Origin of the sequence: Pseudomonas sp. KK18, from assembly GCF_037094675.1 — a bacterium.
In the GTDB taxonomy this organism is placed as follows: domain Bacteria; phylum Pseudomonadota; class Gammaproteobacteria; order Pseudomonadales; family Pseudomonadaceae; genus Aquipseudomonas.
In genome coordinates this window covers 364659-387031 of sequence record NZ_CP146605.1, presented here as the reverse complement: position 1 = coordinate 387031, position 22373 = coordinate 364659, and the positions used below count along the sequence as shown (strand labels likewise).

Genomic DNA, 22373 nt, shown 5'->3' with positions numbered 1-22373 from the left:
AAATGTCGACTGATCCACCGCATTCGCGAGCAAGCCCGCTCCCACATTTGATCAACGGTATTGCGACGAAAGCATTCCGTCAGTTAAGCACCGCAGCCCCAACCTTCCGGCCCTTGCGCCGACGCGACACCATCAGCCCCGCCGCAACTACCAGCAAGCTCAGGATCCCGGTGGCAATGATCTCCACCTGATGCGCTTCCTGGAACAACATGATCGTCAGCACGCCCACGATGAACACGATCACCGCATACGTCAGGCCCGGGAACAGCCACATCTTGAAGGCAATCTTCTCGCCCGCTTCCGTGCGTTTCTGGCGCATGCGCAGCTGCGACACGGCGATCACCAGGTACACCAGCAGCGCGATGGCGCCGGAGCTGGCCAGCAGGAATTCAAACACCGCCGCCGGTGCCACGTAGTTGGCGAATACCGCCAGGAACGCCGCGCCGGTAGACAGCAACACCGCCCAGTAAGGCGTGCCGCTCTTGTTGGTGATCTTGGACACCGCCGGTGCATCACCGCGACGGCCCAGGGAGAACATCATGCGCGAAGCGGTGTACAGCGCCGAGTTCAGGCAACTGGTCACGGCCACCAGCACCACCAGGTCAACGATCAGCTTGGCATTCGGGATGCCCATGCGTTCCAGCACGGTCTGGTAGGAACCGACCGCTGCCAGCGCAGGATCATTCCACGGCACCAGGGCCACGACGATGAAGATCGACACCAGGTAGAACAAGCCGATCCGCCAGATCACCGAGTTGGTGGCCTTGGAAATCTGCTGGCCCGGGTTCTTCGATTCAGCGGCCGCGATGGTCACGATCTCGGTGCCCATGAACGAGAACATGGTGGTCAGGATCGCCGCCAATACCGCGCCCATGCCGTTGGGCAGGAAGCCCTGGGTGTCGAACAGGTGCGAAACGCCGCTGACCTGACTGCCCGGCAGGAAGCCGAAGATCGCCAGGATGCCGAGGATCACAAACCCGATGATCGCCACCACTTTGATCAGCGCAAACCAGAACTCGAACTCGCCGTAGTTCTTCACACTGAACAGGTTGGTCGCGGTCAGCAGCAAGGTAATGATCAGGGTGAAGGCCCAGATCGCCACGCCGGGGAACCAAGCGTGCAGGATGGTCGCGGCAGCGTTGGCTTCCAGCGGAATCACCAGCACCCAGAACCACCAGTACAACCAGCCGATGGTGAAACCGGCCCAGTGCCCGATCGCACGGTCGGCATAAGTAGAGAACGAACCCGTGTCCGGCGATGCCACGGCCATCTCGGCCAGCATGCGCATCACCAACACCACCAGCGTACCGGCGGCGGCATAAGCCAGCAGCACGGCCGGGCCCGCCGCAGCAATCGCGTGGCCGGAGCCCACAAACAACCCGGCACCGATAACGCCGGCAATCGACAGCATGGTGACGTGACGCGGTTTGAGCCCCTGTTCGAGGTCATTGGAGCTTTGCGTACTACTCATTGACACACCTTTGCGAGGAATTGCGAATACGGTCCACCCGGTCTGGCGTCTTTCTCGTGAAAAGAAACCAACGGGGCGTTCTTTATTTTTTACGCAAGATTTGCGCCAAAATGTTACAGAGCCACGATTGACGCGGGCTGTAGGGAAACTCAATAGCTCTCGTAAGTCACTGACACTAATGGCATTCCGCTATAGCGTTACTGTGCGACTCACTTGAAAGACGAATCAGTGCACCAAAAACACACACAATTTGTGCGTGACGCCCCATAAAAGGGCTGATAAGGACCGTTCGCCGGTTTAACCCTTCCAACACCCGGCCAAAGCTGGCACCATCGCGCCCTTTTTTACGCGAAACCTGTAGGAATACTGGTTCAAACGGCTGTTCGGTTGTTGATGGCGCGACACACTGCTGTGCCGATGCGACACCCTGCCGCAGACCGTCTGTTTACCGCCTGCAGGGCTGTTGGCTGTCATCCGGACGCTATGCTAGCTTGGCGCCTCGCCAGGAAGGCGGGCCAACAGCAGGAGCGCAATGAACACAATGAGGACCGCACATGGCTGAGGCCACGCCCGCGCTTGAAATCCGCAACTTGCATAAACGCTATGGTGAGCTGGAGGTGCTTAAAGGTATCTCGCTGACCGCCCGCGACGGCGATGTGATCTCGATCCTGGGTTCCTCCGGTTCCGGCAAGTCCACGTTCCTGCGCTGCATCAACCTGCTGGAAAACCCGCACCAGGGGCAAATCCTGGTGGCTGGTGAAGAGCTCAAGCTCAAGGCTGCGAAAAACGGCGAACTGGTGGCCGCCGACGGCAAACAGATCAACCGCCTGCGCAGCGAAATCGGTTTTGTGTTTCAAAACTTTAACCTGTGGCCGCACATGAGCGTCCTCGACAACATCATCGAGGCCCCGCGCCGCGTGCTCGGCCAGAGCAAGGCCGAAGCCACTGAAATCGCCGAAGCCTTGCTGGCCAAGGTCGGCATCATTGACAAGCGTCATGCCTACCCCGCGCAACTGTCCGGCGGCCAGCAACAACGCGCCGCGATCGCACGCACCCTGGCCATGCAGCCCAAAGTCATCCTGTTCGACGAGCCCACATCGGCCCTTGACCCGGAAATGGTTCAGGAAGTACTTAATGTGATCCGCGCCCTGGCCGAAGAAGGCCGCACCATGCTGCTGGTCACCCATGAAATGGGCTTTGCCCGCCAGGTGTCCAGTGAAGTGGTGTTCCTGCACCAGGGCCTGGTCGAAGAGCAAGGATCGCCACAGCAGGTATTTGAAAACCCGCTTTCGGCGCGCTGCAAACAATTCATGTCCAGCAACCGCTAACGGAGCAACATGCATGCAGAACTATAAAAAATTCCTCTTGGCCGCCGCTGTTTCGATGGCGTTCAGCGCCACGGCGATGGCTGAAACCTTGAAAATGGGGATCGAAGCGGCCTACCCGCCGTTCAACAATAAAGATGCCAGCGGCAACGTCGTCGGCTTCGACAAGGACATCGGCGACGCCCTATGCGCCAAGATGAAAGTCGAGAAGTGCGAAGTGTATGTCTCCGACTGGGACGGCATCATCCCGGCCCTGAATGCCAAGAAGTTCGACTTCCTGGTCTCCTCGCTGTCCATCACCGATGAACGCAAGCAGGCCGTCGACTTCACCGACCCGTACTACTCCAACAAGCTGCAGTTCATCGCGCCCAAAGCCAACAAAGACTTCAAGACCGACGCGGACTACCTGAAGGGCAAGATCATCGGTGCACAGCGCGCAACGCTGGCCGGTACCTACCTGGAAGACAAGCTGCCGGACACCACCGCCAAGCTCTACGACACCCAGGAAAACGCCTACCTCGACCTGACTTCCGGCCGCCTGGACGGGATGCTCGCCGACAAGTACGTGCAGTACGAGTGGCTGAAAAGCAAAGACGGCTCCGCCTACGAATTCAAGGGCGACCCGGTGGTCGAGAGCGACAAGATCGGTATCGCCGTACGCAAAGGCGACCCGCTGCGCGAGCGCTTGAACAAAGCCCTGGCTGAAATCAAGGCCGACGGCACCTACAAGAAGATCAACGACAAGTACTTCCCTTTCAGTATCGAGTGATCCTGAATGGCCTGCCCGGCGTGCTCGCTTGAGTGCGCCGGTCCTGAGCTTTGCCTTGCGAAACGACTAAACCATGAATTTCGACCTCTACGGATTCGGCCCGGCACTCGCCGCCGGTGCGCTGATGACCGTCAAGCTGGCGCTCACCGCCCTGTGCCTCGGGCTGGTGCTCGGGCTGGCCGGCGCCCTGGCCAAGACTTCCCCGTACAAGCCGCTGCAATGGCTTGGCGGCAGCTACTCCACCCTGGTTCGCGGCATCCCGGAACTGCTGTGGGTCCTGCTGATCTATTTCGGCACGGTCAACCTGATGCGCTCCCTCGGGGAGTTTTTCGGCAACCCCGACCTTTCCCTCAGCGCTTTCGCCGCCGGGGTGATCGCCCTGGGCCTGTGCTTTGGCGCCTACGCCACGGAAGTCTTCCGCGGCGCAATCCTGGCCATTCCCAAGGGCCACCGTGAAGCCGGTGTCGCACTGGGCTTGTCGAAGGTCCGGATCTTCACCCGCTTGATCATGCCGCAGATGTGGCGCATCGCGCTGCCGGGCCTGGGCAACCTGTTCATGATTCTGATGAAGGACACCGCGCTGGTCTCGGTGATCGGCCTGGAAGAAATCATGCGCCACGCGCAGATCGGCGTGACCGTCACCAAGCAGCCCTTCACCTTCTTTATGGTCGCGGCCTTCATGTACCTGGGCCTCACTGTCCTGGCGATGACCGGCATGCACTTCCTGGAAAAACGTGCCGCGCGCGGCTTTGCGAGGAGCACGCAATGAGTGGCGACTACAGCTGGCTGTCGCATTTCGACCTGGGCCTGAACTGGGCCGTGATCATCAAATGGCTGCCGAAACTGGCCCAGGGCGCAACCCTGACCCTGGAGCTGGTGGCCATCGCCGTGATCGCCGGCCTGCTGCTGGCAATCCCGCTGGGCATCGCCCGCTCGTCACGCCTGTGGTACGTGCGCACCCTGCCCTACTGCTACATTTTCTTCTTCCGCGGCACGCCGCTGCTGGTGCAGCTGTTCCTGGTGTACTACGGCCTGGCACAGTTCGACGCCGTGCGTGAGAGTTTCATGTGGCCGTACCTGCGGGACCCGTTCTGGTGCGCCACCGCCACCATGACCCTGCACACCGCCGCCTATATCGCCGAGATCCTGCGCGGCGCGATCCAGGCCATCCCGCCGGGTGAAATCGAAGCCGCGCGGGCGCTGGGCATGTCCAGGCCCAAGGCGCTGTTCTACATCATCCTGCCGCGTGCCGCGCGCATCGGCCTGCCGGCCTACAGCAACGAAGTGATCCTGATGCTCAAGGCCAGCGCCCTGGCCAGTACCGTGACCCTGCTGGAACTGACCGGCATGGCCCGCACGATCATTGCCCGCACCTACCTGCCGGTGGAGATCTTCTTCGCTGCCGGGTTGTTCTACCTGCTGATGTCGTACGTTTTGGTGCGCTTCTTCAAGCTGCTGGAGCGCTGGTTGCGGGTCGATGCCTGCCAGGGCCGCTGACGCCTTGTTGACGGGTGAGCAACTGCTCGCCCGCTTCCAGGCGCTGGATGCGTTCCTCACCGAACATCAAGGGCTGTGGCGACCACGGCCCTTTACCCATCTGCAATTGCCGTGGGAAACCCAGCATCCCGAACTGGCCCATTGGTTGCACCAGCGCTCGCTGGCCGAAGCGGAAAGCAGCCATAACCAGCCTCACCACTTGCCGGCGCCTGCGCCTTTCCCTGAGCTGGCCATGCAGTCGCTGAATCTCAGCGCTGTGGATAACTTACCGTCCCGCCCGCTACCCGCCGCCCGCCATCGCCTGAACGTCGATGTACCCGGCCGCAAATGGCAGCAGATCGAAGCCTTCGGCGCCGCACTGCAATTTCGCCACCCCCCCGAACACTGGCTCGACTGGTGTGCCGGCAAGGGCCACCTCGGCCGCCGCCTGTTGCAACCCGGGCAGCAACTGACCTGCCTGGAATACGACCCGGCCCTCATCGCCTCAGGGCAAGCCCTCAGCGAACACCATCAATTGCCCGTCACCCATCGCCTGCAAGATGTGATGGCCGACGTACAGATCAGCCGCGACCAAACCCCGGTGGCACTGCACGCCTGCGGCGACCTGCATGTGCGCCTGCTCCAGCTGGCCAGCGCCGCCGGCTGCCAGCAGTTGGCCGTGGCGCCCTGCTGCTACAACCGCATCCGCGCCGAGCAGTACCAGCCGCTGTCGATTGCCGCCCAGGCGTCGTCACTGCATTTATCGGTGGAAGACCTCGGCCTGCCGCTGAGCGAAACCGTTACCGCAGGCGCGCGGGTGCGTCAGCAGCGCGATACGTCGATGGCCAGGCGCCTGGGTTTTGATGTTCTGCAGCGGCAACTGCGCGGGAGCGATGCTTACCTGCCCACTCCGTCCCTGCCCGCGAGTTGGCTGGCCAAGCCGTTCGCCGACTACTGCCGCGAACTGGCGGCCCTCAAGGGATTATCCACAGGGGAACAGGATTGGTCGGCACTGGAGGCCCAAGGCTGGCAGCGCTTGGCACAGGTGCGAAACCTGGAATTAGTGCGTGGTCTGTTTCGGCGCCCGCTGGAAATGTGGCTGGTGCTGGACCGGGCATTGTTTCTCGAAGAAAACGGTTACAGGGTTCAAGTCGGCAGCTTCTGCGAAACACCGCTCACCCCGCGCAACCTGATGCTGCTCGCCGAGCGCAATTAAAGGGCATTTTGTCGCAGCGTGCCCTGTGGATAACTCTGTTGATGGAATTCTGGCAGAGGCCCTGCCGGCAAGCTTCGCGGCGCAAAATGCTGACTGGTCATTTTTTGTTCACAAAATAAAACGCACGCAAAACAGGCAGTTGCAGCGTGATGAGAACCGCTCCGCAAAATTGCGGTTTGATGACAGGTCGAACCAACCGATTGTGCATAAGCATCTGAGGTTAGCGGCATAACCCGGGCTTTTCAGTGGGCAACCAGCAGGCGGCAAAGCGCGTTTATATCGTCACAGGCCATGCTTGCGGCTTGGTTATCCAGCGGATCGCTGCCAAAAGCCAGGGCCTCGCTGATCGCCGGATCCCGATGCACCACCTCCAACAGGCTGTCACCCAGGCGCTTCCTGAACACCTCGACCATGTCCAGGCTGAAGCCCGAGGTCTCGTCGAGTTGGTTGATCACGAAGTGGCAACGCAGCGCCGGCCGATCATCAAGGTGTGGCGCCAGCAACTGCTCCATCTGCTCCAGGGTGCCAAGGGAAGCCGCATCCGCCTGGGCGATGACCAGCACCACATCGGCCACGTTCAGTGCCTGATGCAGGTAGACGTTATTACCCGCCGGGGTGTCGATGATCACCGTGTCCTGCTCACCCAAGCCCAGGGCCGACAAATGTTGCGCCAGCCAATGCGGCTCCTGTTTCAGCCAGCGCTGGAGGTCTTCCTGCTGACGGATATCGGTTTCGCCAAACGTGATCACCTGGCAACCGGCAAAGCCTGAATGAAGGATCTGGCTCCAGCGCTCGTTGTGCAGGCTGGTGCGCCCGATGCCGGGCAAGGTATGGCTCAGGCCGAAGTGGTGATAGAGCGCGTTTTGCGGGTCCAGGTCCAGCGCCACCACTGGCTGTCCCAGGCGCTGCAAACCGCTGCTCAGCGCGGTGGCCAGGGTGCTGCGGCCGACGCCGCCATTGACCGAAACCAGCGCTACCACCTTCGCCCGGATGTTCGCGGCTTCGCGGGACTGCTCGTTGGCACAAGGGGAATGTCGGGAGAACGACGCGCCACTGCCCATATTGAGGCTGGCACTGTCGTCGACCGGCATGTCTTCGAAGAACTGCAGCATCGAATCCATCCCTTGAACATCACTGGCAGTCGTCTTATCGAACAACGAAAAAAGATCATCGGTACGGCTCATCGCCAACACTCCCTCACGACGCATCTTAAAGACGTGAAAGGTCAGCTGTACTGATGCTTACCGCAGGTCTTTTTGTGGGCGCCTTTGTGTACGCATTCTGTGACAAAGGAATGAAAGTGTCATTATTTTGGTGTTTCTGAAGAAATCTTTAAGACGAGCGGTAAATGGTCAATTTACTGACTAATCTTTATCGGGTCGTAAGGTGTTTGCAAATCCCGCTCCGGGATCTCCCAGATCAGCAGCTTGGGCGGCGTCTGCTTGAACGCCGGGCTGTCGAAATAAGCCTTGGCGGCGCCTGAAAATTCGCCGCCGTCCTTGCTGAAGTTACCCACCGGAGCGTTCAGGGCTTTTTGCAGGAAACCCACGAAATTCGAATTGCGCGAAAACGAGGTACCGATCAGCGCCACGTTCGGCAGGCCGGCGTCACCAAACAAATCGTCAGGGTTACTCGACGCCGCCGGGCCGTTCTCATGCGCGGTGCTAGCCGCAACCTGCTCGCCCACCGGCTGTAACTTCGGCGGCAACCAATCGAGACCGGCCAGGCGCACCAGGTCACCCGGTCGCGGTGCGAGCGGTGCCTGGGTAATGTCGAAGGCTTGCTCCGGCGTGGCCTGGATACCGCGCTGCTGGATGCGCAGGGCCACGGCGCGGGCGCCGGCATTCGAGCCGATTTCGCTCCAGTGCGTGTCGGTACGCAGATAGGCGTCCGGGCCGAGGGGTTTCAGGGTGTCGGTCAAATCCAGCACTTCAACGCCCGCCGCTTGCAACAGCGTGCTCCATTGCTGAATCCGGCCATCCAGCACGGCCGGACGATACAAGCCGCAACGCTGGGCAGCGGCGATGCGGGTTTTATCCGGCACCACCATCACTTGCAGATCAATACCGCGCTGGCCTAGCTGCTTTTTCAGGTCGATCACCGCGTCGGCCTTGGTGCGCGCATTGTCTTCGGCATGCCGGTTGAGCTTCAGTTCATCGCTGATAAACAGCCAGCCCGGGCAGCCCTGGCGCACCCGCGGCCCGGTGTCGCCGAACGCCAGCCAACTGGCGCCGCGCTCCAGGTTTGCCGCTTCGATGGCCATCGGTGCCTTGGACAGTTCCTTGGCAAACCGATGGGTCACTTCACCGTGCAGCAGCATGTCGCTGTCGACCTTGGGCGGCAGGAAACTCACCGGCCCCTTGACCATCAGCCAGACGCAAGACAACAGCCCCGCCGCCAGGAAAGGCACCAACACCCAGCCCGCCAGGGGGCTGGTGCGGACGGCCAATTCACTCGGTGGGGTCGGCGCGGTAGGGGCGGGCATCGTCAGGCTTCCTTAGAACTGAAAGTACAGAAACGGCACGGCATCGCGGCTGGCAATCAGCGCGAACGACAACACAAACCCGGCAACCGGCCACAGGGATGCGGCCACCACAATCCAGGGCTGCGTACCAAAACGCTGCTCGCAGCGGGTCTGCCAGATCGGCGCGATGATGCACACCAAACCGAGCAACGCGGCCATGCCATGAGCCGGGCGCATGGCCACGGCCAACGCATCACCCAAGGCCATGCCATGCATGCCGAATTGGCCGGCGTACATGGTCAGTGCCGAATGGAAGTCCGGTGCGCGGAACAGCGTCCAGGCCAGGCACACAAACAGCAGCGTCAAGATGTGCGACAGCACCGGCGGAATGCTCGGCAGGCTCGAGCGCGACCACGCCCGGTCAATGCACAACGCGATACCGTGGGCCGAACCCCACAACAGGTAGTTCCAACTGTCGCCGCCATGCCACAACCCGGCAATCGCCATGGTCAGGAACAGGTTGCGGTAGGTGCGCCATACGCCATCGCGGTTACCGCCGAGGGCGATGTACAGGTAGTCCCGCAGCCAGCTGGACAACGACAAATGCCAGCGCCGCCAGAAGTCCTGGATGCTGCTGGCGAGGTACGGCCGGTTGAAGTTTTCCGGGAAGTGGAAGCCCAGCATCAAGCCCAGGCCGATGGCCATGGCACTGTAGCCGGCGAAGTCGAAAAACAGTTGCAACGAGTACGCCAGGCAGCCGATCCAGGCATCCACCAGGCTCGGGTTTTCCAGGTGGAAGGCGATGTCCACCAGCGGCGACAAGGTATCGGCCACCAGCACTTTCATGCCCATGCCGATCATGAAACGCCGAGCGCCAAGGCTGAAATTCGGCCAGTTGAAATAACGCTGGTTCAGCTCGCGCCGCACCCAGTCATAACGAATGATCGGGCCCGCAATCGAGTGGCCGAACATCGAGATATAGGTCGCGTAATTGATGAAGCTGCGCTCCACCGGCACCGTGTGCCGGTGCACATCCACCAGGTACGAAATCGCCTGCAGCACAATGAACGACAACCCGGCCGGCAACGCCACGCGCTGCCAATCCAGCGGCATCGCGCCGTACCAGGTGATTACCTCACTCACGGTGCCCGCGACGATGTTGGCGTACTTGTACCAACACAGCACCGCGGTGTTGAACACGATCAACGCGATCAACAGCCGCACCCGGCCCTTGCCGTCTTCACGGGAACGGTCCACCAGCAAACCGCCGACCCACGCCACCACGGTCAACACCATGTGCAGGAACAGGAACAGCGGGCTCAACCAGCCGTAGAACAGCCAGCTGCCGATCAACAGGATGACGTTGCGCCAGCCCGGACGGGCCAGCGCATAAATCAACAGGAAGGCCGGCAGGAACAGCGTGAGGAATTCCAGTGAGGCAAAGACCATGGTGGTGTCGGGCCCGATCAGTTAGCGAGCGTGTCGGAGGTAAACAGCAACCTCGAACCGGCGGCCGATGGCAGTGCGAGCACGCTGTAGCGTTCGCCGGCCTTGAGGGTGAAGGTCAGCGGCTGGCCCACCGGCGCGTTGGCGCACTTGAGCTGCACCGACAGTTCCACCGGGTTGATCATGCGGCGCGAAATCGCGCCTTCGGCGACCTTCTTGAACAGCTCGGCTTTTTGCGCCACGGCTTCCAGGCTCGCATCGGCGCAGGCGGCGTCGGCGTTGATAAAGGCCAGCGAGGCCTTCAGTGCGTTGAAGTCATCCGGCTGTTCGTGGATCACCAACTGGCGCGTGCCGCCCTTGGCGTCCGGCACGGCCACTACGGTGGCGAACTCGCCCGGCGCGACGGTCACGGCCAGCTCGGAATCCTTGCCGCCCTGGCTCAACACACCCTTGATCGGGGTCTTGCCGCCCGACACCGGCAGGTAGTCAGACACCAGTTTGTCGCCACCCAACACCAGGCTGGCCTTGGAACCCTGGGGCAGCAATTTCAGCTCGCCGTCGGTGCCGTTGGCCAGGCGCAGGAAGGCCGAATCCTTCTCCGGGCCGGTGGGGTAAAGCGGGATGTCGGCGCTGTAGGCGCTGACGCTGGCGAGCAAGGTCGCCAGGCCCAGGGTGATCCGTTTCATTATTGCGCTCCTTTGCCCACGGCGGCCGGTGGCAACTTCGCCAGGGAGTCGCCGATCGCCTTGGCCCACTTCTGGTAGCCGTCGATGGTGAAGTGCTGGCCGTCGGTGGTGATCCACTGGCCCGGCTTGGAGAAGGTCAGCGAGTCAACGTAGGTGCACGGCGCCACGTTGGTGGCGAGGAACTGCGACATCACCTTGGTGCGCGCATCATCCTTCTTGTACTGCGAACCGACCTTGCCCCACGCCGGCCCGACCCACACGCACTTGGTGCCGGTTTCGGTGATGGCCTTGGTCAGGGAAGTCACGCTTTTCCAGGCCCAGACTTTCGGGAACTGCGGCTCCGGGTACGAGGCCATGGTGTCGGCGATGATGATCACCACCAGGTCCGGCTTGTCCTTGGCGATCAGGTCTTTGATCGGGGTGGTGCTCATGGCGTTCTTGCCGAAAATCTCGGCCTTGCCAACCGGCAGGCGCTCGGCACCGCACTCGACTTTCTTCGGCACGATCCAGTCGGCTGCACCGGCGCCGCACGCGCCGATGGAGTGAACCTTGGCGCCCTGGGCGGTGAGGTTGTCCTGCAGCGGGTTGAGCAGTGAATCAGGAAAGCTCATGTGACTTTCGCCCAATACCAGCAGGGTCAGGCCGGCAATAGCAGAAGCGGAAACAGGCATGGATGACTCCTATCAATCAATTCGAATAAGGGGAACGGTACGGACTGACCGGCAAGGGCATAGGCCCGCTCAGGTCTTCAAACAAGTAGCGCAGGTAGGCGTTACCTACGTACTGGCGATAGTCCTGGGCGTTGTCGAGACCGACTTCGCCACCCAGGTAAAAGCGCGAGCTGAGGCGGTATTCGGCGGCGGCGTTGAAGCTGTAGCCGATGCCGGTCTTGCTGCTGGAGTCGTATGCTTGATTACCCAGCTCTTTGTGGCCTGGAAAATAAGCGACGCCATCTTGCTCGATATGCTGCACACCCACCGAGCTTTTTATCTGGTAGCTGAAACGGTCAAAACTCTGGGCCCAACGCACCGGAACACCTAGAGAGAAGAAGCGTTGCGGACTGAAGTACCCGCCTTGGCGGTAGGTGTAGAAACCCTGGTTCTCACTGAAGCCCATGGCCGAGCCACTGATACCTAACGTCAGGGTGTCGGACGGGTTGTTGCGCAGGTACCAGTAGATGCCGCTCCCCAATTCCAGACGGGTGTTGTCATCGACGTGATTGCCCAGCAATTCGTGCAACGAACCATAGCCGTACACACCAAGTTTCTGGTTGTCATAGCTCAACTCGCCACGGCCACCATTGGCGGTGACGCCGCCCCACTTATTCCCATCGCCGTCTTTAGAACCCGCAAAGGACGTCACGCTATCGGTGACCGGACGCCGGGATACATTGACGCCATAACGGAAGTTCGAATTGGCTTCAAACGGTCGGGCCACACTGACGCCACCGACCACGGTACTGTAGGTAAAGCCCAGCGGACTAACGCCGACGTCAGCCTTGAGCCCCTTGTCCGGATCTTCCACCGCCACAGCGAGACCTACACCGGTGTCGCTCTGCGAGCCGGCCGGTTTCGGAGTGCCCTTGCCAAAACGTGACAAGGCATCGTCGCTTACGCTACCAGCGCTCAAGTGCACCGGCGTCACGCGCAGCGCAACGTTCAGATCCCCCACCGGCATCCGCGCTTCGAATGGCGCCTCGACGTCAGTGATTTTGCTCAAGCCGCTTTCGCCATTGTTGCTGCGAACGCTCAAGCCCTGCACCAGGTAACCGGTGCGATCCCGCAGGATCGTATCCAGCGCACGACGTGCCGGGCTGAGGTTGGCGGTGTCGAGTGCAGCAATGCTCGACGGTGGCTCGAACGGCTCGTTCCAGTTGTTCGACGCCGGACGCGCGGAGGCTGCCAGGGCATTGTCCGGCACGACATTGGTCGGTGCATCAATCGGCGGCGGCACGGCGCCCGCAACGGTCAGGTCGGTGACCTGGCGACGCTGGCCCGGCAAGCCGACGAAGGGGTTGTAAGGCACGCCCTGGGAGCCGGCCTGAGCCAATTGCGTCTGGCTCTTCTGGCTGTTCTCAATCGCCAACGCCTTGCGCAGCAGCGCAGCGGCTTCGTTGTTTTTGCCCAGCCCCTGATAGATGCGCGCAGCCGAGGTGAGGATCTCGGGGTTGCCCGGTTCCAGGGACAGCGCCTTTTCACTGGCGCTTTCCGCCAGGCCACGATCACGGCCCTGCAAGGCGATATCCGCCAGGCCCAGTTGCAGGCGAGCGTTGTTCGGGTTCTGCTGAATCAGCGGCGCATAAAGCTCCATGGCCTTTTTGCTATTGCCGCTGGCCGCGTACATCCGCGCCAGGGCACCTACCGCCATTGCGTCGTTGGGACGCTGGGCAAGGGCCGGCGACAGCATGTCGTAGGCCGCGACCAGGTCGTTTTTCTCCCGCAGCGCATCAGCCTGTTTGACCCGGTACAGGTAGATCAAATCGTCGTAACGCTGGCGACCGGTTTCACTCAGCGGCTTGCCCTGCACTTCACGCAGGATGTCGCCCGCCTCGGTGTAGTGGTTGGCCTTGAGCAGCACATTGGCGTACAGCAGTTTCTGGTCGACGGTCGGGTTCGGATTGTTATCCAGAACCTTCTGCATGATATCCAGGCCCTGCTGCGTCGCGCCGACTTCCACATAAGCGGCCGCCAGCACCGCCAGGCGCTCAGGCTTCTGCCGGGTCATGGCTTCACTGCGACCCAGCAGCGCGAGGGCTTCCGGGCGTTGGCCACGGCGGGCGGTCTCGATGGCGATGTCGGTCTGCTTGTGCAGCGCGATATCGATACCCAGCTCGTTCATGTCAGCGGTCCGTTGCCCCGCAGGGATACGCGCCAGGGTCTCTTCAGCCTTTTTCCACTCACCCAGCTCCGCCGACAGCAGCGTGCTGGTGTACAGCGCGTCCGGCTGGTTCGGCTGCTTGGCCAGTAAGCCGTCGATCAAGGCACGGGCGTTGCGAATCTGGCCGTCGCGCAGGTAAATGCGCGCCAGGGCGAAGCGTGTCCACGGGTTTTCCGGGTCGGCATCAAGGGCTTGTTTGTAGGCGGCTTGCGCGGCTTTCAAATCCCCCCGCTGCTCGGCCAGCTTGCCCACCTGGGTAGCGCGCAACGCGGTGATTTTCACACTCGGCGCGAACTTCGCGCGCTCGGCGGGCGACACCGAGTCGATCAGCTTCAAGGCTTCTTCCGGCTGCCCGGATTGGGACAGCACGTTGATCAAGCCGCTCAGCGCGTCCGGGTCGCCAGGATGACGGGCGAGCACTTTGCGGTAGCCGGCTTCGGCGGTGTCGAACTGATTGTCCTGGGCCTGGAAACCCGCCAGTGCCACGGCAGCGCCGGGCTGGCCAGGGTTCAAGCGTTCGGCCTGGGCCACCAGGTCGCGGGCCTGGCTGCCGCGCCCGCCACGCTGGGCGTCACGGGCCTGGTTGAGCAGGTTCCAGTAGCGCACATCATTGAGCGCCGACTGCCATGCCGCGCCACCCGGCAAACGGGTGGCCTGAACCAGGTAGCTTTCAGCCTCGCTGAAGCGCTGCTGCTGTTGACGCAGCACGCCCATGCCGCCGAGGGCATCGACGTCATTGGATTTTTCATTGAGGCGCGCCGCCAATAGCGGCTCGGCGGTTTTCAGGTCGCCGTCATCCAGCGCCTTGAACGCCTTGGTCATCTGCGGATCACGCTGCCAACCGGCGCCGGTCTTGCCTTGGGCAATGCCCTTGTTCATCAGCGCACGGATTTCGCTGTCGTCCGGATGCGCCGCCAGAAACTGCTGGAACAACGGCACCTGGTCGCTCTTCGGCGGGCCGAGCCAGATCAGCGCAAAGCGCCAGGTTTCATCGGCGTTGCCGCCCACGTCGTTGTTCGGTGCCAGCTTGGCCAGGGCGCGGATGCCGTCGGCGCGGGTGGCCGGGTTACGCGCCAGATGCTTGGCCAGGAACAGCGCCACAATCGGGTCGTTCGGCCGCTCGCGGGACAAACGCTGCAAGCCGGCGATGGCCTCGTTCGTGCCCTTGGGCGTGAAGCCCAGGGTGTTGTAATACTCGCGGGCAAGCAGGCCCTGGGGCTGGCGCCCCTGGAAGATCTGGCGATACAGCGCCACCGCTTGTTCGCGCTCTTCTTCAGGCTCGCCGAGTTCACGGGCCTGTTCCAGCAACTTCGCGTTGGCCGGGATGTTGACGGTGATGTCCTGCTCCAGCAGCAAGGCCTGGCGCGGTACCGGGCTCAACGCCTGCAGGCGGGCCAGGTACTTTTGCGCTTCGGCCGGACGCTGTTGTTGCACCTGGATCAAGCCAATGCCGTACAGCGCATCCGGCTGTTCAGGGCTCAGGCGCAGCAGTTTCTGCCAGGTCTCGAGGGCGCGTTCCGGGTTCTTTTTCGACTGCCAGTAATAGCCCTGCTCGATCAGCAGGCTTTGCGGGTCAGTGGTTTCGGCAAAGCTGGCGCTGGAAGCCAGGGCCGCCAGAATCGCAATGGCTAGCGTGTGACGGCGCATGCTGACTCCCAGGATAATTTCACCGTGCCGTCTTGTTCGAAACGGTACTTTTGATCAGCGAAGCCCTGGCCGAACAGGCTGAGCATGTAGTCGTAGTAAATCGGCTGGGCGCTGTCCGGGGCCGAAGGCGCGAGCGCCTTGGCGAGGGCGTCGTCGACTTTCTGCTTTTGCAATTGCGCCAGGGCGGTTTCGCCCCGGGCCTGGAAGAAGGCCATGGTGGAGGCCGAGAAACCCGTCGGCGTGTAGCCGTTGTTTTTCTCGACTTCACCGGTCAGCACGTGGACTTTCTCCGGCGGCAAACCGCTGACCGACGCAGCAGTGGCACGGGAAATCCCGCCCAAGGCCTTGAGCATCGGCGCGGCCAGCGGGTCGCTCTTGGCGGTCATGCCGGCCCAGAGGTAAGTGCGGATCGCGTCGTAGCTGCCCAGGTCATCGGAAAACGGGTCGACGATAAACAGCCCGGTGTTCGCGCTGGTGGCGCGATAACCGACCCAGTTGGCCGCCAGGCCATGGGGATTGCTCGGCAGGTCGGCGAGCATCTTCGCGTTGCTCTCGGCCACTTCGTTCCAGCCGGCGTTCGGGCGCTCTTTTGCAAAACGGCGCAGTTGCGGCAGTACTTGATAGCTGGGGTTGAAGCGCCACAGGCCACCCGCGTGTGCATAGCCTACCGGCCCCGGCAACAGCATCTTGCCCAGGCCCGGTACGCGCACGATCAGGTTGCGTTCAACGTTGGCCAACACCAGTTGCGCGTCGCTGCGGTACTGCGGTGCGTTCCACACACGCGCGGCTTCGAGCAACGCATAGGCCATCCACAAATCGGCGTCGCTGGCGGAGTTGCTGTCGATCGCGCCCCACTTGCCATCGTCACGCTTGCCCCACAGCCAGGCCGGCAGGTTCTGGCCGATGTCGGCGCCCGCCATGTTGGACTTGGTCCAGGTCCAGAGCTTGTCGAAGGTCGCCCGGTCGTTGCCCACCAGGGCAAAGAACATCGCGTACGACTGCCCTTCCGAACTGCTTTCCGTCGGCTTCATGGACGAGTTCAACACCCGGCCATCGTCCTGGATAAAGCGCTTGGCATAGTTCTGCCACAGCGGCCAATCGCAGGTCTGTGCCTGGGCGGCACCGGCAAGCAATGTGCTGCCAATCACCGCCAGGATCGCGCTACGCAAAGGGCTCATGCCAACCGCCGTTTTGCACGGGCACGCAGTGCCAGGTAGATCAGGCAGGTCAGCACCAACAGCCCCAGGAAGGTAATCGCCAGCATCCAGCCCAGGTTCTGGGACAGCTGCCATTGCATGAATTTGAAGTAGTTCAGGTCGCCGACGTAGTACTGCTGGTCCGCGACCAACGAGCTGATCTGCGTGCCCTGCACCACCGCCAGGCTGCCCTGGATCGAGTCTTTGTAGTCGTCACCGCCAATCAGCGCCGAGGTCGCTTCAAGCAGGCCCTGAGGCTGGTTGCTGGCGATCAGCACCACGCTGCGCCCGGCCTTGAGCGGCGATTGGAAGCCGGCGAACCAGGTGCTGTTGCTCAGGCCGCTGAAGGTGATGCCGGCATTGGCCGTATGCTGGTTGGCCGCGGCGTCCGGGCTGATCCAGCTGCGCACATAACGTGGCAGGTCAGACAACAGGAAGTGGTGCTGCAGGCCGTCACTGGTGGCCGGCAGGTATTGCTGCCATTGCTGCAGCAGCGGCTGGTTGCCGCCGGTGGCGAGCACCAGAAGGTCTTTGTCGGCAACGCTTTGCACGTCTTTGGCCTGCACCACTTTGACGGCGGTGGCCGGGTAGCCGGTGGACTCGCCGAAGCGGCCCATCACAGTCAGGTAGGCGCTCAATTCATCGGTGCCGACGTTGTCCGGCATCACCACCGCCGACTCCGAAAGGTCAGCCAGGCGGGTGAACGGGAAGCCGGAATCGTTGAACACGCCCAGGTTCGGCATGGCGATAAAGTGCTGGTAGCTGCTCAGGTCCAGGCTCGAGTCCGGGTCAATCGCACCGCGCATGTTGTCGACGATGATGTCCCGGCATTCGCCTTCCTTGATGTAGTCGTACATGAAGCGCAGTTGCAGCTTGGACTTGGGCGAGGCCGAGCTGATCGGCAACAGGGTCGTCACTTCACGGGGCAGGGTTTCGTCTTTCTTCAGCTGGTCCAGCAGGCTCTGCCCGCCGCCCAGGTTGCTCACCGACGGCAACGCGACAGACTTCATGAACTGGTCATTCAGGCCGATCAGCAAGGAGGAGTTGGTGGACACCTGCTGCGGCGTGTAGCGGTATTTGACGTTGAGCGGCACGCCTTCTTCACGCCAGTTGAACAGGTCGGGCGGCAGGCGCAGGTCGACGCTGATCGGGCCCGGGTTGTAGCCGGAGACGTTGAGTTTTTTCAGTTCTACCAGCTCGCCAAGGCGTACCGGACGGTTGCTGGGCAGCCAGTTCGGCGCGTCGTAAGGGCTGCGCGGGGCCAGGGTGTCGAGCCTGGTGATGACCACGCTGTTGCCGGTCAACACCGGGTTGCCCAGCACCACGGCGGTGGCGGCACGCTTGAGTTCGGCTCCATCACGGCCGGAGACGATCAGCAGCTTGCCATTCGGGTCGTTGGGGTTGGTGATCAGGGTCAGGGTCGGCCCTTTAGGCTCAGGGACCGCCACACCGTGTACATCCACAGCCTGGGTACTTTGCACCAGCACGATGGCGTTGCCCTTGGCCGGAATCTCGCCAAGGGTGGTCGGGAACGTCGCACCCCGGTAGCTGGCCAAGCCGCCTACCCACGACGACAGCGCACCGGCAGCTTCCAGCGCGGCGTTGTCCGGCGCGCTGGCAAACACGAACGGCAGGCTGACCTGGCGCGCATCGCGCTTGTCGAAGAACGGCAGCGGCAGCACCGACAGGTCGTCTTTCAAGACGATCGGCTGCACCTGCACTTTCAGCTCACTGCTGTTGCTGATCTTGGCCCAAAGGCTGCTGTGCAGCGGGTCTTCACAGGACATGGTGTAGTGGCCGATGAACTGCAGGCTCAAGCGGTTGAATTCGGTGATCAGGTGCGCCGGAATCTGCACCAGTTTTTCCTGCTGGATGCCCGCGCCTTCCTTGGGCAGCGGCAGGCTGGCAGCGACTTCGTCGTTGACCAGCACGTTGATCTGCGACAGGTCCGCCAGCAGCGCCGGCGAGTAGCTGTACTTGAGCAACAGTTGCGCGCCCTTCACCACTTCATCGGCACGGATGTCGAAGTTGACGCTGTCGGACGCTTCCACGCCTTGCAGGTTCATGGTGTCGCGACGGCCCAGTTGCTTGAGGGTCAGGCTGTAGCCCTCGTCAGTGCTCTGCACCGCAACAGCGGGTGCAGCGGCCTGTGCCTGCGAGCCCAGGCCCAGCAGCGAAGCGATCATCAGCGCGAGCACGCCGCGCGACTGCGGGCGGGCAAATAGTGTGGAAGTCATGGCTTGTCCATCAGCGTATCGAGCGGTTGTGAGGGAGTGCGGCGCAGGGCCAGACGCAATTCATGCAGCGTGGCGCGACCCAGGGTAAACAGGCCGCCGATGCCGATGGCACCGACTTCACGCAGGGCTGACAACGGTGTATCGGGCTGGCCGGCACCCCAACTCGCGGCCCAGGTGTCGGCGCGGGAAAACGTCAGGCGTACCAGTTCGCTTTGTTGGCGCAGGGACAGTGCATCGAATTGCGCGCCAATCTGCGCGCCCTTGCTGAACACCACCCGCGCCTGGAACAGGCTGTCTTGACCGTTGCGCGACAGCACCAACTGCAACTGTTCGCCCCGGGCAATCTGGTGCCCGTCGGCGAGGATCAGGCCGAAGCCGTTCTGCGAGAAATCCTGGGTCGTGCCTTTGAGCACACGCCCGTCGGCGCAGATCACACTGACCGGCAATTTCGCGCTGACCCGCGGCTCGGAGCGCACTTGCCGCGCTTCGGAAGCCACCGCCACTGCAGCGCTGGTGATAATCAGGTTGTAGAGGGTCCAGGTCAGGTTGATCGCCACGGTGACCGCGGTGGACTCGTCGCCCCAGATCAACTGATAAAGACCGAAGCACAGCCCGACCAGGTTCACCGCCAGCAGTACCAGGTACGGCCGGGCGAGTTTCCAGTCGAAGAACTGCTTGTCGATGATCCCGCCCTTGTCGGTGACGTTGAAGCCGCCCGCCTTGGGGTTGACCAGCGCAACCAATACCGGCGGCAGGATGTACCAGGCCAGTACGGTCTCGTAGACCTCGTTCCAGAACGAGTGGCGGAAGCGCCCCTGGATCCGCGAGTTGGTCAGGCTCGAATGCACGAGGTGGGGCAACACATAGGCGACAATCATCAGCGCCGAGGCGTGGAAAATCTGCGCGCCGAAAATCAGGTAGGCCAGCGGCGCGGTGAGGAACACCAGCCGCGGCAAGCCATAGAAGAAGTGCAGCATGGCGTTGGCGTAGCAGATGCGCTGGCCCCACTTCAGGCCTTTGCCCAGCAGCGGATTGTCGGTGCGGAAAATCTGCGCCATGCCCCGCGCCCAACGGATGCGCTGGTTGATGTGGCGTGACAGGCTTTCGGTGGCCAGGCCCGCGGCTTGCGGGATCGCCAGGTAAGCGGTGTTGTAGCCCAGGCGGTTGAGCTTGAGCGCGGTGTGGGCGTCTTCGGTGACGGTCTCGACGGCCACGCCGCCGATTTCCAGCAAGGGCTTGCGGCGGATCACCGCACACGAGCCGCAGAAGAACGTCGCGTTCCACAGGTCGTTGCCGTCCTGCACCAGGCCGTAGAACAACTCGCCCTCGTTGGGCACGGCGCGGAAGGTGTCGAGGTTCTTTTCAAACGGGTCGGGTGAAAAGAAGAAGTGCGGCGTTTGCAGCATCGCCAGCTTGGGGTCCTTGAGGAACCAGCCGAGGCTGACTTGCAGGAAGGAACGGGTCGGCACGTGGTCGGCGTCGAACAGCGCGATGTACTCGCCGTCGGTGACCTTCAACGCTTCATTGAGGTTGCCGGCCTTGGCGTGGAAATTGTTGTCGCGACGGATGTAGTTCACGCCGATCTTGCGGCAGAAATCGCGGAAGTCGTCGCGACGGCCATCGTCGAGCACGTGGACGCGCAACTTGTCCTTGGGCCAGTCCATCGCCTGGGCGGCGAAGATGGTCAGTTTGACGATGCTCAACGCCTCGTTGTAGGTCGGGATGAACACGTCGACCGTGGGCCACTCCGACGGTTCGGTCTTGAGCCACACCGGCTCGCGGCGCAGCGGCCAGGCGGTTTGCACGTAGCCGAAGATCAGCACCACCAGCGCGTACAGCTCGGCGAGCACCAGGCCGTAGCCGAACAGCATGTCGAGCCAGGTTTCAAAACCCAGGGTGGAAGTCAGCCGCCAGTACATGTAGCGCAGCGACGCCACCAGCGACAACACCACCAGCGCGAGGATCGCCATGCGCCCGGGAATCTTGCGCAGCAGCAGCACCGCAAGGAAGCACACGGCGGCAAACAGGCATTGGCTATAGAGGTCCAGCGGGGCGCTGACAATGCTCACCAACAGCAAGGTGCCGACCACACAACTGATCACCACCAGCACTTTGCGCAGCGTATCGGGCCAGCGATTGAAGCGCGAAATCGCGGCGTCCAGCCGCTGCTCGGCGCGCCCCGGAGTGTGGGGCGTAGAGGACGTAGTGTCGGTCATGGAAGGTCCGAATCGATTCGTTCGAGCAGCGTGCGGCACAGGGCATGAATGTCCTGGCAGCCGAGACTGTTGACGGTAGGGTCGAGGGGGTCGCGGCCGCAGGCCTGGGCTTCACTGAACACCGGGTCACGGTGGACCTTGCCGAGCAGTGCATCGCCGAGGCGGGCCTTGAACACTTCGGCCATGTCCAGGCTGAAGCGGTGGGCGCCGTCGAGTTGGTTGATCACGTAGTAACGCTGTGGTGGTTTTTCGCACTCAAGGTACGGCGCCAGCACGCTGTCCATCTGGGCCAGGGTGCTGAATGAGGAAACATCCGCCTGCACCGCCACCAACACCACGTCTGCCAGGGCCATGGCCTGGTGCAGGTACACCGTGTTGCCGGCAGGCACGTCGATCACCACCGTGTCCTGGCCATTCAACTGCAAGCCGGCCAGGTGCCGGGGCAGCCATTGGGCGTCTTCGCCGAGCCAGCGATTGAGGTTTTTTTGCTGGTCGTTGTTGGTCTCACCGAAGGCCACCAGACGGCAACCGGCAAAGCCGCGCTCAGCCAAGCCTTCCCAGGACTCATTGCTCAAGCTCGTCGCGCCGATGCCGGGCAAATTCAGGCCCAGGCACAAGTGATGACGCAGGGCGTTTTGCGGGTCCAGGTCCAGCGCCACGGCCGGGTGGCCTTGACGCTGCAAGCCGCTGGCAATGGCCGCGGTCAGCGTGCTGCGACCGACACCGCCCTTGAGCGAGACCACCACGATCACCTTGGGTGAGGATTGATCCGAGTACACCTCACCGGTCGGCCCTTCGACCACTTCGGGAGGTTGCAGGTGATCGGCTTCGCCCTGGGTCAGCTCTTCGAGCAAGCGCAGCAATGGCGCCGATGGCGGCTCATCCAGCGCGACGGTGCAAGCGGTTTGGGCCGGGATGGGCACGGCGTCGAAAGGCTCGACCACCACGTCATCCTCAAGATAATCATGGACGGCGTACATCTCCCGGTAGCCATTTGGATTGGCGCCCAGCTTATTGAATAGTTTTGAAATATCGTCTGCGCGACTCACCCACGGCCCTCCCCGGTTATTACGCTTTAAAGGCGTTAAAAAGGTCAGCCCGTTGGGCTGACCTTGGTTTTTCTAGTTATGTGTTGGCTGGCGGCATTCTGTGATATCAGATTGATGGTGTCAGTATTTTGATGCTTTTTGATGAATTCTTTCCGACGAGCGGCTTAGTGCCGTATTTTTGACTTATTTGGCGAATTTTTATCAATTTCTTTCAGATCAGAAGCTTGCGGAGGCTTCTAACAGTTTTTCTGGCCGCCTGGTCAGGAAAAATTGCTTAGCTGACGAATCAAATTACAAC

16 protein-coding genes are annotated in these 22373 nt (G+C 62.0%); 5 read left to right on the top strand and 11 right to left on the bottom strand.

Features of this window, described 5'->3' with window-relative positions; translation table 11 throughout:
* Window positions 1–79 precede the first annotated feature (79 nt).
* Window positions 80–1471: a GABA permease gene (gabP, locus tag V6607_RS01725; protein ID WP_003218057.1), complete on the bottom strand. Its 1392-nt coding sequence runs from the start codon at window positions 1469–1471 to the stop codon at window positions 80–82.
* A gap of 554 nt (window positions 1472–2025) precedes the next feature.
* On the opposite strand from gabP, the gene V6607_RS01720 reads away from it, so the two are divergent.
* From V6607_RS01720 to V6607_RS01700, 5 genes are all read left to right on the top strand, one after another.
* On the top strand, window positions 2026–2799 hold the full coding sequence (locus tag V6607_RS01720; protein WP_134325578.1) for an ABC transporter ATP-binding protein: 774 nt from the start codon (window positions 2026–2028) through the stop codon (window positions 2797–2799).
* A gap of 13 nt (window positions 2800–2812) precedes the next feature.
* Window positions 2813–3565, top strand: coding sequence for an ABC transporter substrate-binding protein (locus V6607_RS01715; RefSeq protein ID WP_003218061.1), 753 nt, complete (start codon window positions 2813–2815; stop codon window positions 3563–3565).
* Between the two features lie 73 nt (window positions 3566–3638).
* Window positions 3639–4334, top strand: a complete 696-nt coding sequence (locus V6607_RS01710; protein WP_003218063.1) for an ABC transporter permease — start codon at window positions 3639–3641, stop codon at window positions 4332–4334.
* 38 nt (window positions 4335–4372) lie between these two features.
* A complete protein-coding gene (locus V6607_RS01705) occupies window positions 4373–5062 on the top strand; it encodes an ABC transporter permease (protein ID WP_032899447.1) in 690 nt (229 codons plus the stop codon).
* Entirely contained in the window at window positions 5043–6257 is a 1215-nt protein-coding gene (locus V6607_RS01700) for a methyltransferase (protein ID WP_102604464.1), read from the top strand. The genes V6607_RS01705 and V6607_RS01700 overlap by 20 nt, the downstream gene beginning before the upstream one ends.
* Before the next feature lie 242 nt (window positions 6258–6499).
* Here the strand turns inward: V6607_RS01700 and bcsQ (V6607_RS01695) are convergent, their stop codons facing one another.
* From bcsQ (V6607_RS01695) to bcsQ (V6607_RS01650), 10 genes are all read right to left on the bottom strand, one after another.
* Window positions 6500–7441 carry a cellulose biosynthesis protein BcsQ gene (gene bcsQ / locus V6607_RS01695; RefSeq protein ID WP_102604463.1) on the bottom strand — a complete coding sequence of 314 codons (942 nt, stop codon included), beginning with the start codon at window positions 7439–7441 and terminating at the stop codon, window positions 6500–6502.
* Between the two features lie 173 nt (window positions 7442–7614).
* Window positions 7615–8742 (bottom strand): cell division protein FtsQ, encoded by a 1128-nt coding sequence (locus V6607_RS01690; RefSeq protein WP_008435708.1) that lies wholly within the window; start codon window positions 8740–8742, stop codon window positions 7615–7617.
* A 12-nt stretch (window positions 8743–8754) separates the two neighbouring features.
* Window positions 8755–10170, bottom strand: a complete 1416-nt coding sequence (locus V6607_RS01685) for an MBOAT family protein (protein WP_134325577.1) — start codon at window positions 10168–10170, stop codon at window positions 8755–8757.
* 17 nt (window positions 10171–10187) lie between these two features.
* The gene (locus V6607_RS01680; protein WP_008435711.1) at window positions 10188–10853 is read right to left on the bottom strand and encodes an alginate O-acetyltransferase AlgF; all 666 of its coding nucleotides are present in this window, start codon (window positions 10851–10853) and stop codon (window positions 10188–10190) included.
* Entirely contained in the window at window positions 10853–11524 is a 672-nt protein-coding gene (locus V6607_RS01675) for an SGNH/GDSL hydrolase family protein (protein ID WP_003218072.1), read from the bottom strand. Before V6607_RS01675 ends, V6607_RS01680 begins: the two co-directional genes overlap by 1 nt.
* Before the next feature lie 16 nt (window positions 11525–11540).
* Window positions 11541–15377 carry a cellulose biosynthesis protein BcsC gene (locus tag V6607_RS01670; protein WP_134325576.1) on the bottom strand — a complete coding sequence of 1279 codons (3837 nt, stop codon included), beginning with the start codon at window positions 15375–15377 and terminating at the stop codon, window positions 11541–11543.
* Window positions 15359–16555, bottom strand: a complete 1197-nt coding sequence (bcsZ, locus tag V6607_RS01665) for a cellulose synthase complex periplasmic endoglucanase BcsZ (RefSeq protein ID WP_008435713.1) — start codon at window positions 16553–16555, stop codon at window positions 15359–15361. Before bcsZ ends, V6607_RS01670 begins: the two co-directional genes overlap by 19 nt.
* Entirely contained in the window at window positions 16552–18810 is a 2259-nt protein-coding gene (bcsB, locus tag V6607_RS01660; protein WP_134325575.1) for a cellulose biosynthesis cyclic di-GMP-binding regulatory protein BcsB, read from the bottom strand. Before bcsB ends, bcsZ begins: the two co-directional genes overlap by 4 nt.
* On the bottom strand, window positions 18807–21026 hold the full coding sequence (gene bcsA, locus V6607_RS01655) for a UDP-forming cellulose synthase catalytic subunit (RefSeq protein ID WP_003218076.1): 2220 nt from the start codon (window positions 21024–21026) through the stop codon (window positions 18807–18809). The genes bcsB and bcsA overlap by 4 nt, the downstream gene beginning before the upstream one ends.
* The gene (bcsQ, locus tag V6607_RS01650; protein WP_134325574.1) at window positions 21023–22006 is read right to left on the bottom strand and encodes a cellulose biosynthesis protein BcsQ; all 984 of its coding nucleotides are present in this window, start codon (window positions 22004–22006) and stop codon (window positions 21023–21025) included. The genes bcsA and bcsQ (V6607_RS01650) overlap by 4 nt, the downstream gene beginning before the upstream one ends.
* Window positions 22007–22373 lie beyond the last annotated feature (367 nt).

Excerpts from the sequence above, each read along its gene's own strand:
- gabP (WP_003218057.1), bottom strand. The coding sequence starts at position 1,471 with ATGAGTAGTACGCAAAGCTCCAATGACCTCGAACAGGGGCTCAAACCG.
- bcsQ (WP_102604463.1), bottom strand. The coding sequence starts at position 7,441 with ATGAGCCGTACCGATGATCTTTTTTCGTTGTTCGATAAGACGACTGCC.
- V6607_RS01685 (WP_134325577.1), bottom strand. The coding sequence starts at position 10,170 with ATGGTCTTTGCCTCACTGGAATTCCTCACGCTGTTCCTGCCGGCCTTC.
- bcsZ (WP_008435713.1), bottom strand. The coding sequence starts at position 16,555 with ATGAGCCCTTTGCGTAGCGCGATCCTGGCGGTGATTGGCAGCACATTG.
- V6607_RS01720 (WP_134325578.1), top strand. The coding sequence starts at position 2,026 with ATGGCTGAGGCCACGCCCGCGCTTGAAATCCGCAACTTGCATAAACGC.
- V6607_RS01680 (WP_008435711.1), bottom strand. The coding sequence starts at position 10,853 with ATGAAACGGATCACCCTGGGCCTGGCGACCTTGCTCGCCAGCGTCAGC.
- bcsQ (WP_134325574.1), bottom strand. The coding sequence starts at position 22,006 with ATGTACGCCGTCCATGATTATCTTGAGGATGACGTGGTGGTCGAGCCT.
- bcsB (WP_134325575.1), bottom strand. The coding sequence starts at position 18,810 with ATGACTTCCACACTATTTGCCCGCCCGCAGTCGCGCGGCGTGCTCGCG.
- V6607_RS01670 (WP_134325576.1), bottom strand. The coding sequence starts at position 15,377 with ATGCGCCGTCACACGCTAGCCATTGCGATTCTGGCGGCCCTGGCTTCC.
- bcsA (WP_003218076.1), bottom strand. The coding sequence starts at position 21,026 with ATGACCGACACTACGTCCTCTACGCCCCACACTCCGGGGCGCGCCGAG.
- V6607_RS01690 (WP_008435708.1), bottom strand. The coding sequence starts at position 8,742 with ATGCCCGCCCCTACCGCGCCGACCCCACCGAGTGAATTGGCCGTCCGC.
- V6607_RS01715 (WP_003218061.1), top strand. The coding sequence starts at position 2,813 with ATGCAGAACTATAAAAAATTCCTCTTGGCCGCCGCTGTTTCGATGGCG.
- V6607_RS01675 (WP_003218072.1), bottom strand. The coding sequence starts at position 11,524 with ATGCCTGTTTCCGCTTCTGCTATTGCCGGCCTGACCCTGCTGGTATTG.
- V6607_RS01700 (WP_102604464.1), top strand. The coding sequence starts at position 5,043 with ATGCCTGCCAGGGCCGCTGACGCCTTGTTGACGGGTGAGCAACTGCTC.
- V6607_RS01710 (WP_003218063.1), top strand. The coding sequence starts at position 3,639 with ATGAATTTCGACCTCTACGGATTCGGCCCGGCACTCGCCGCCGGTGCG.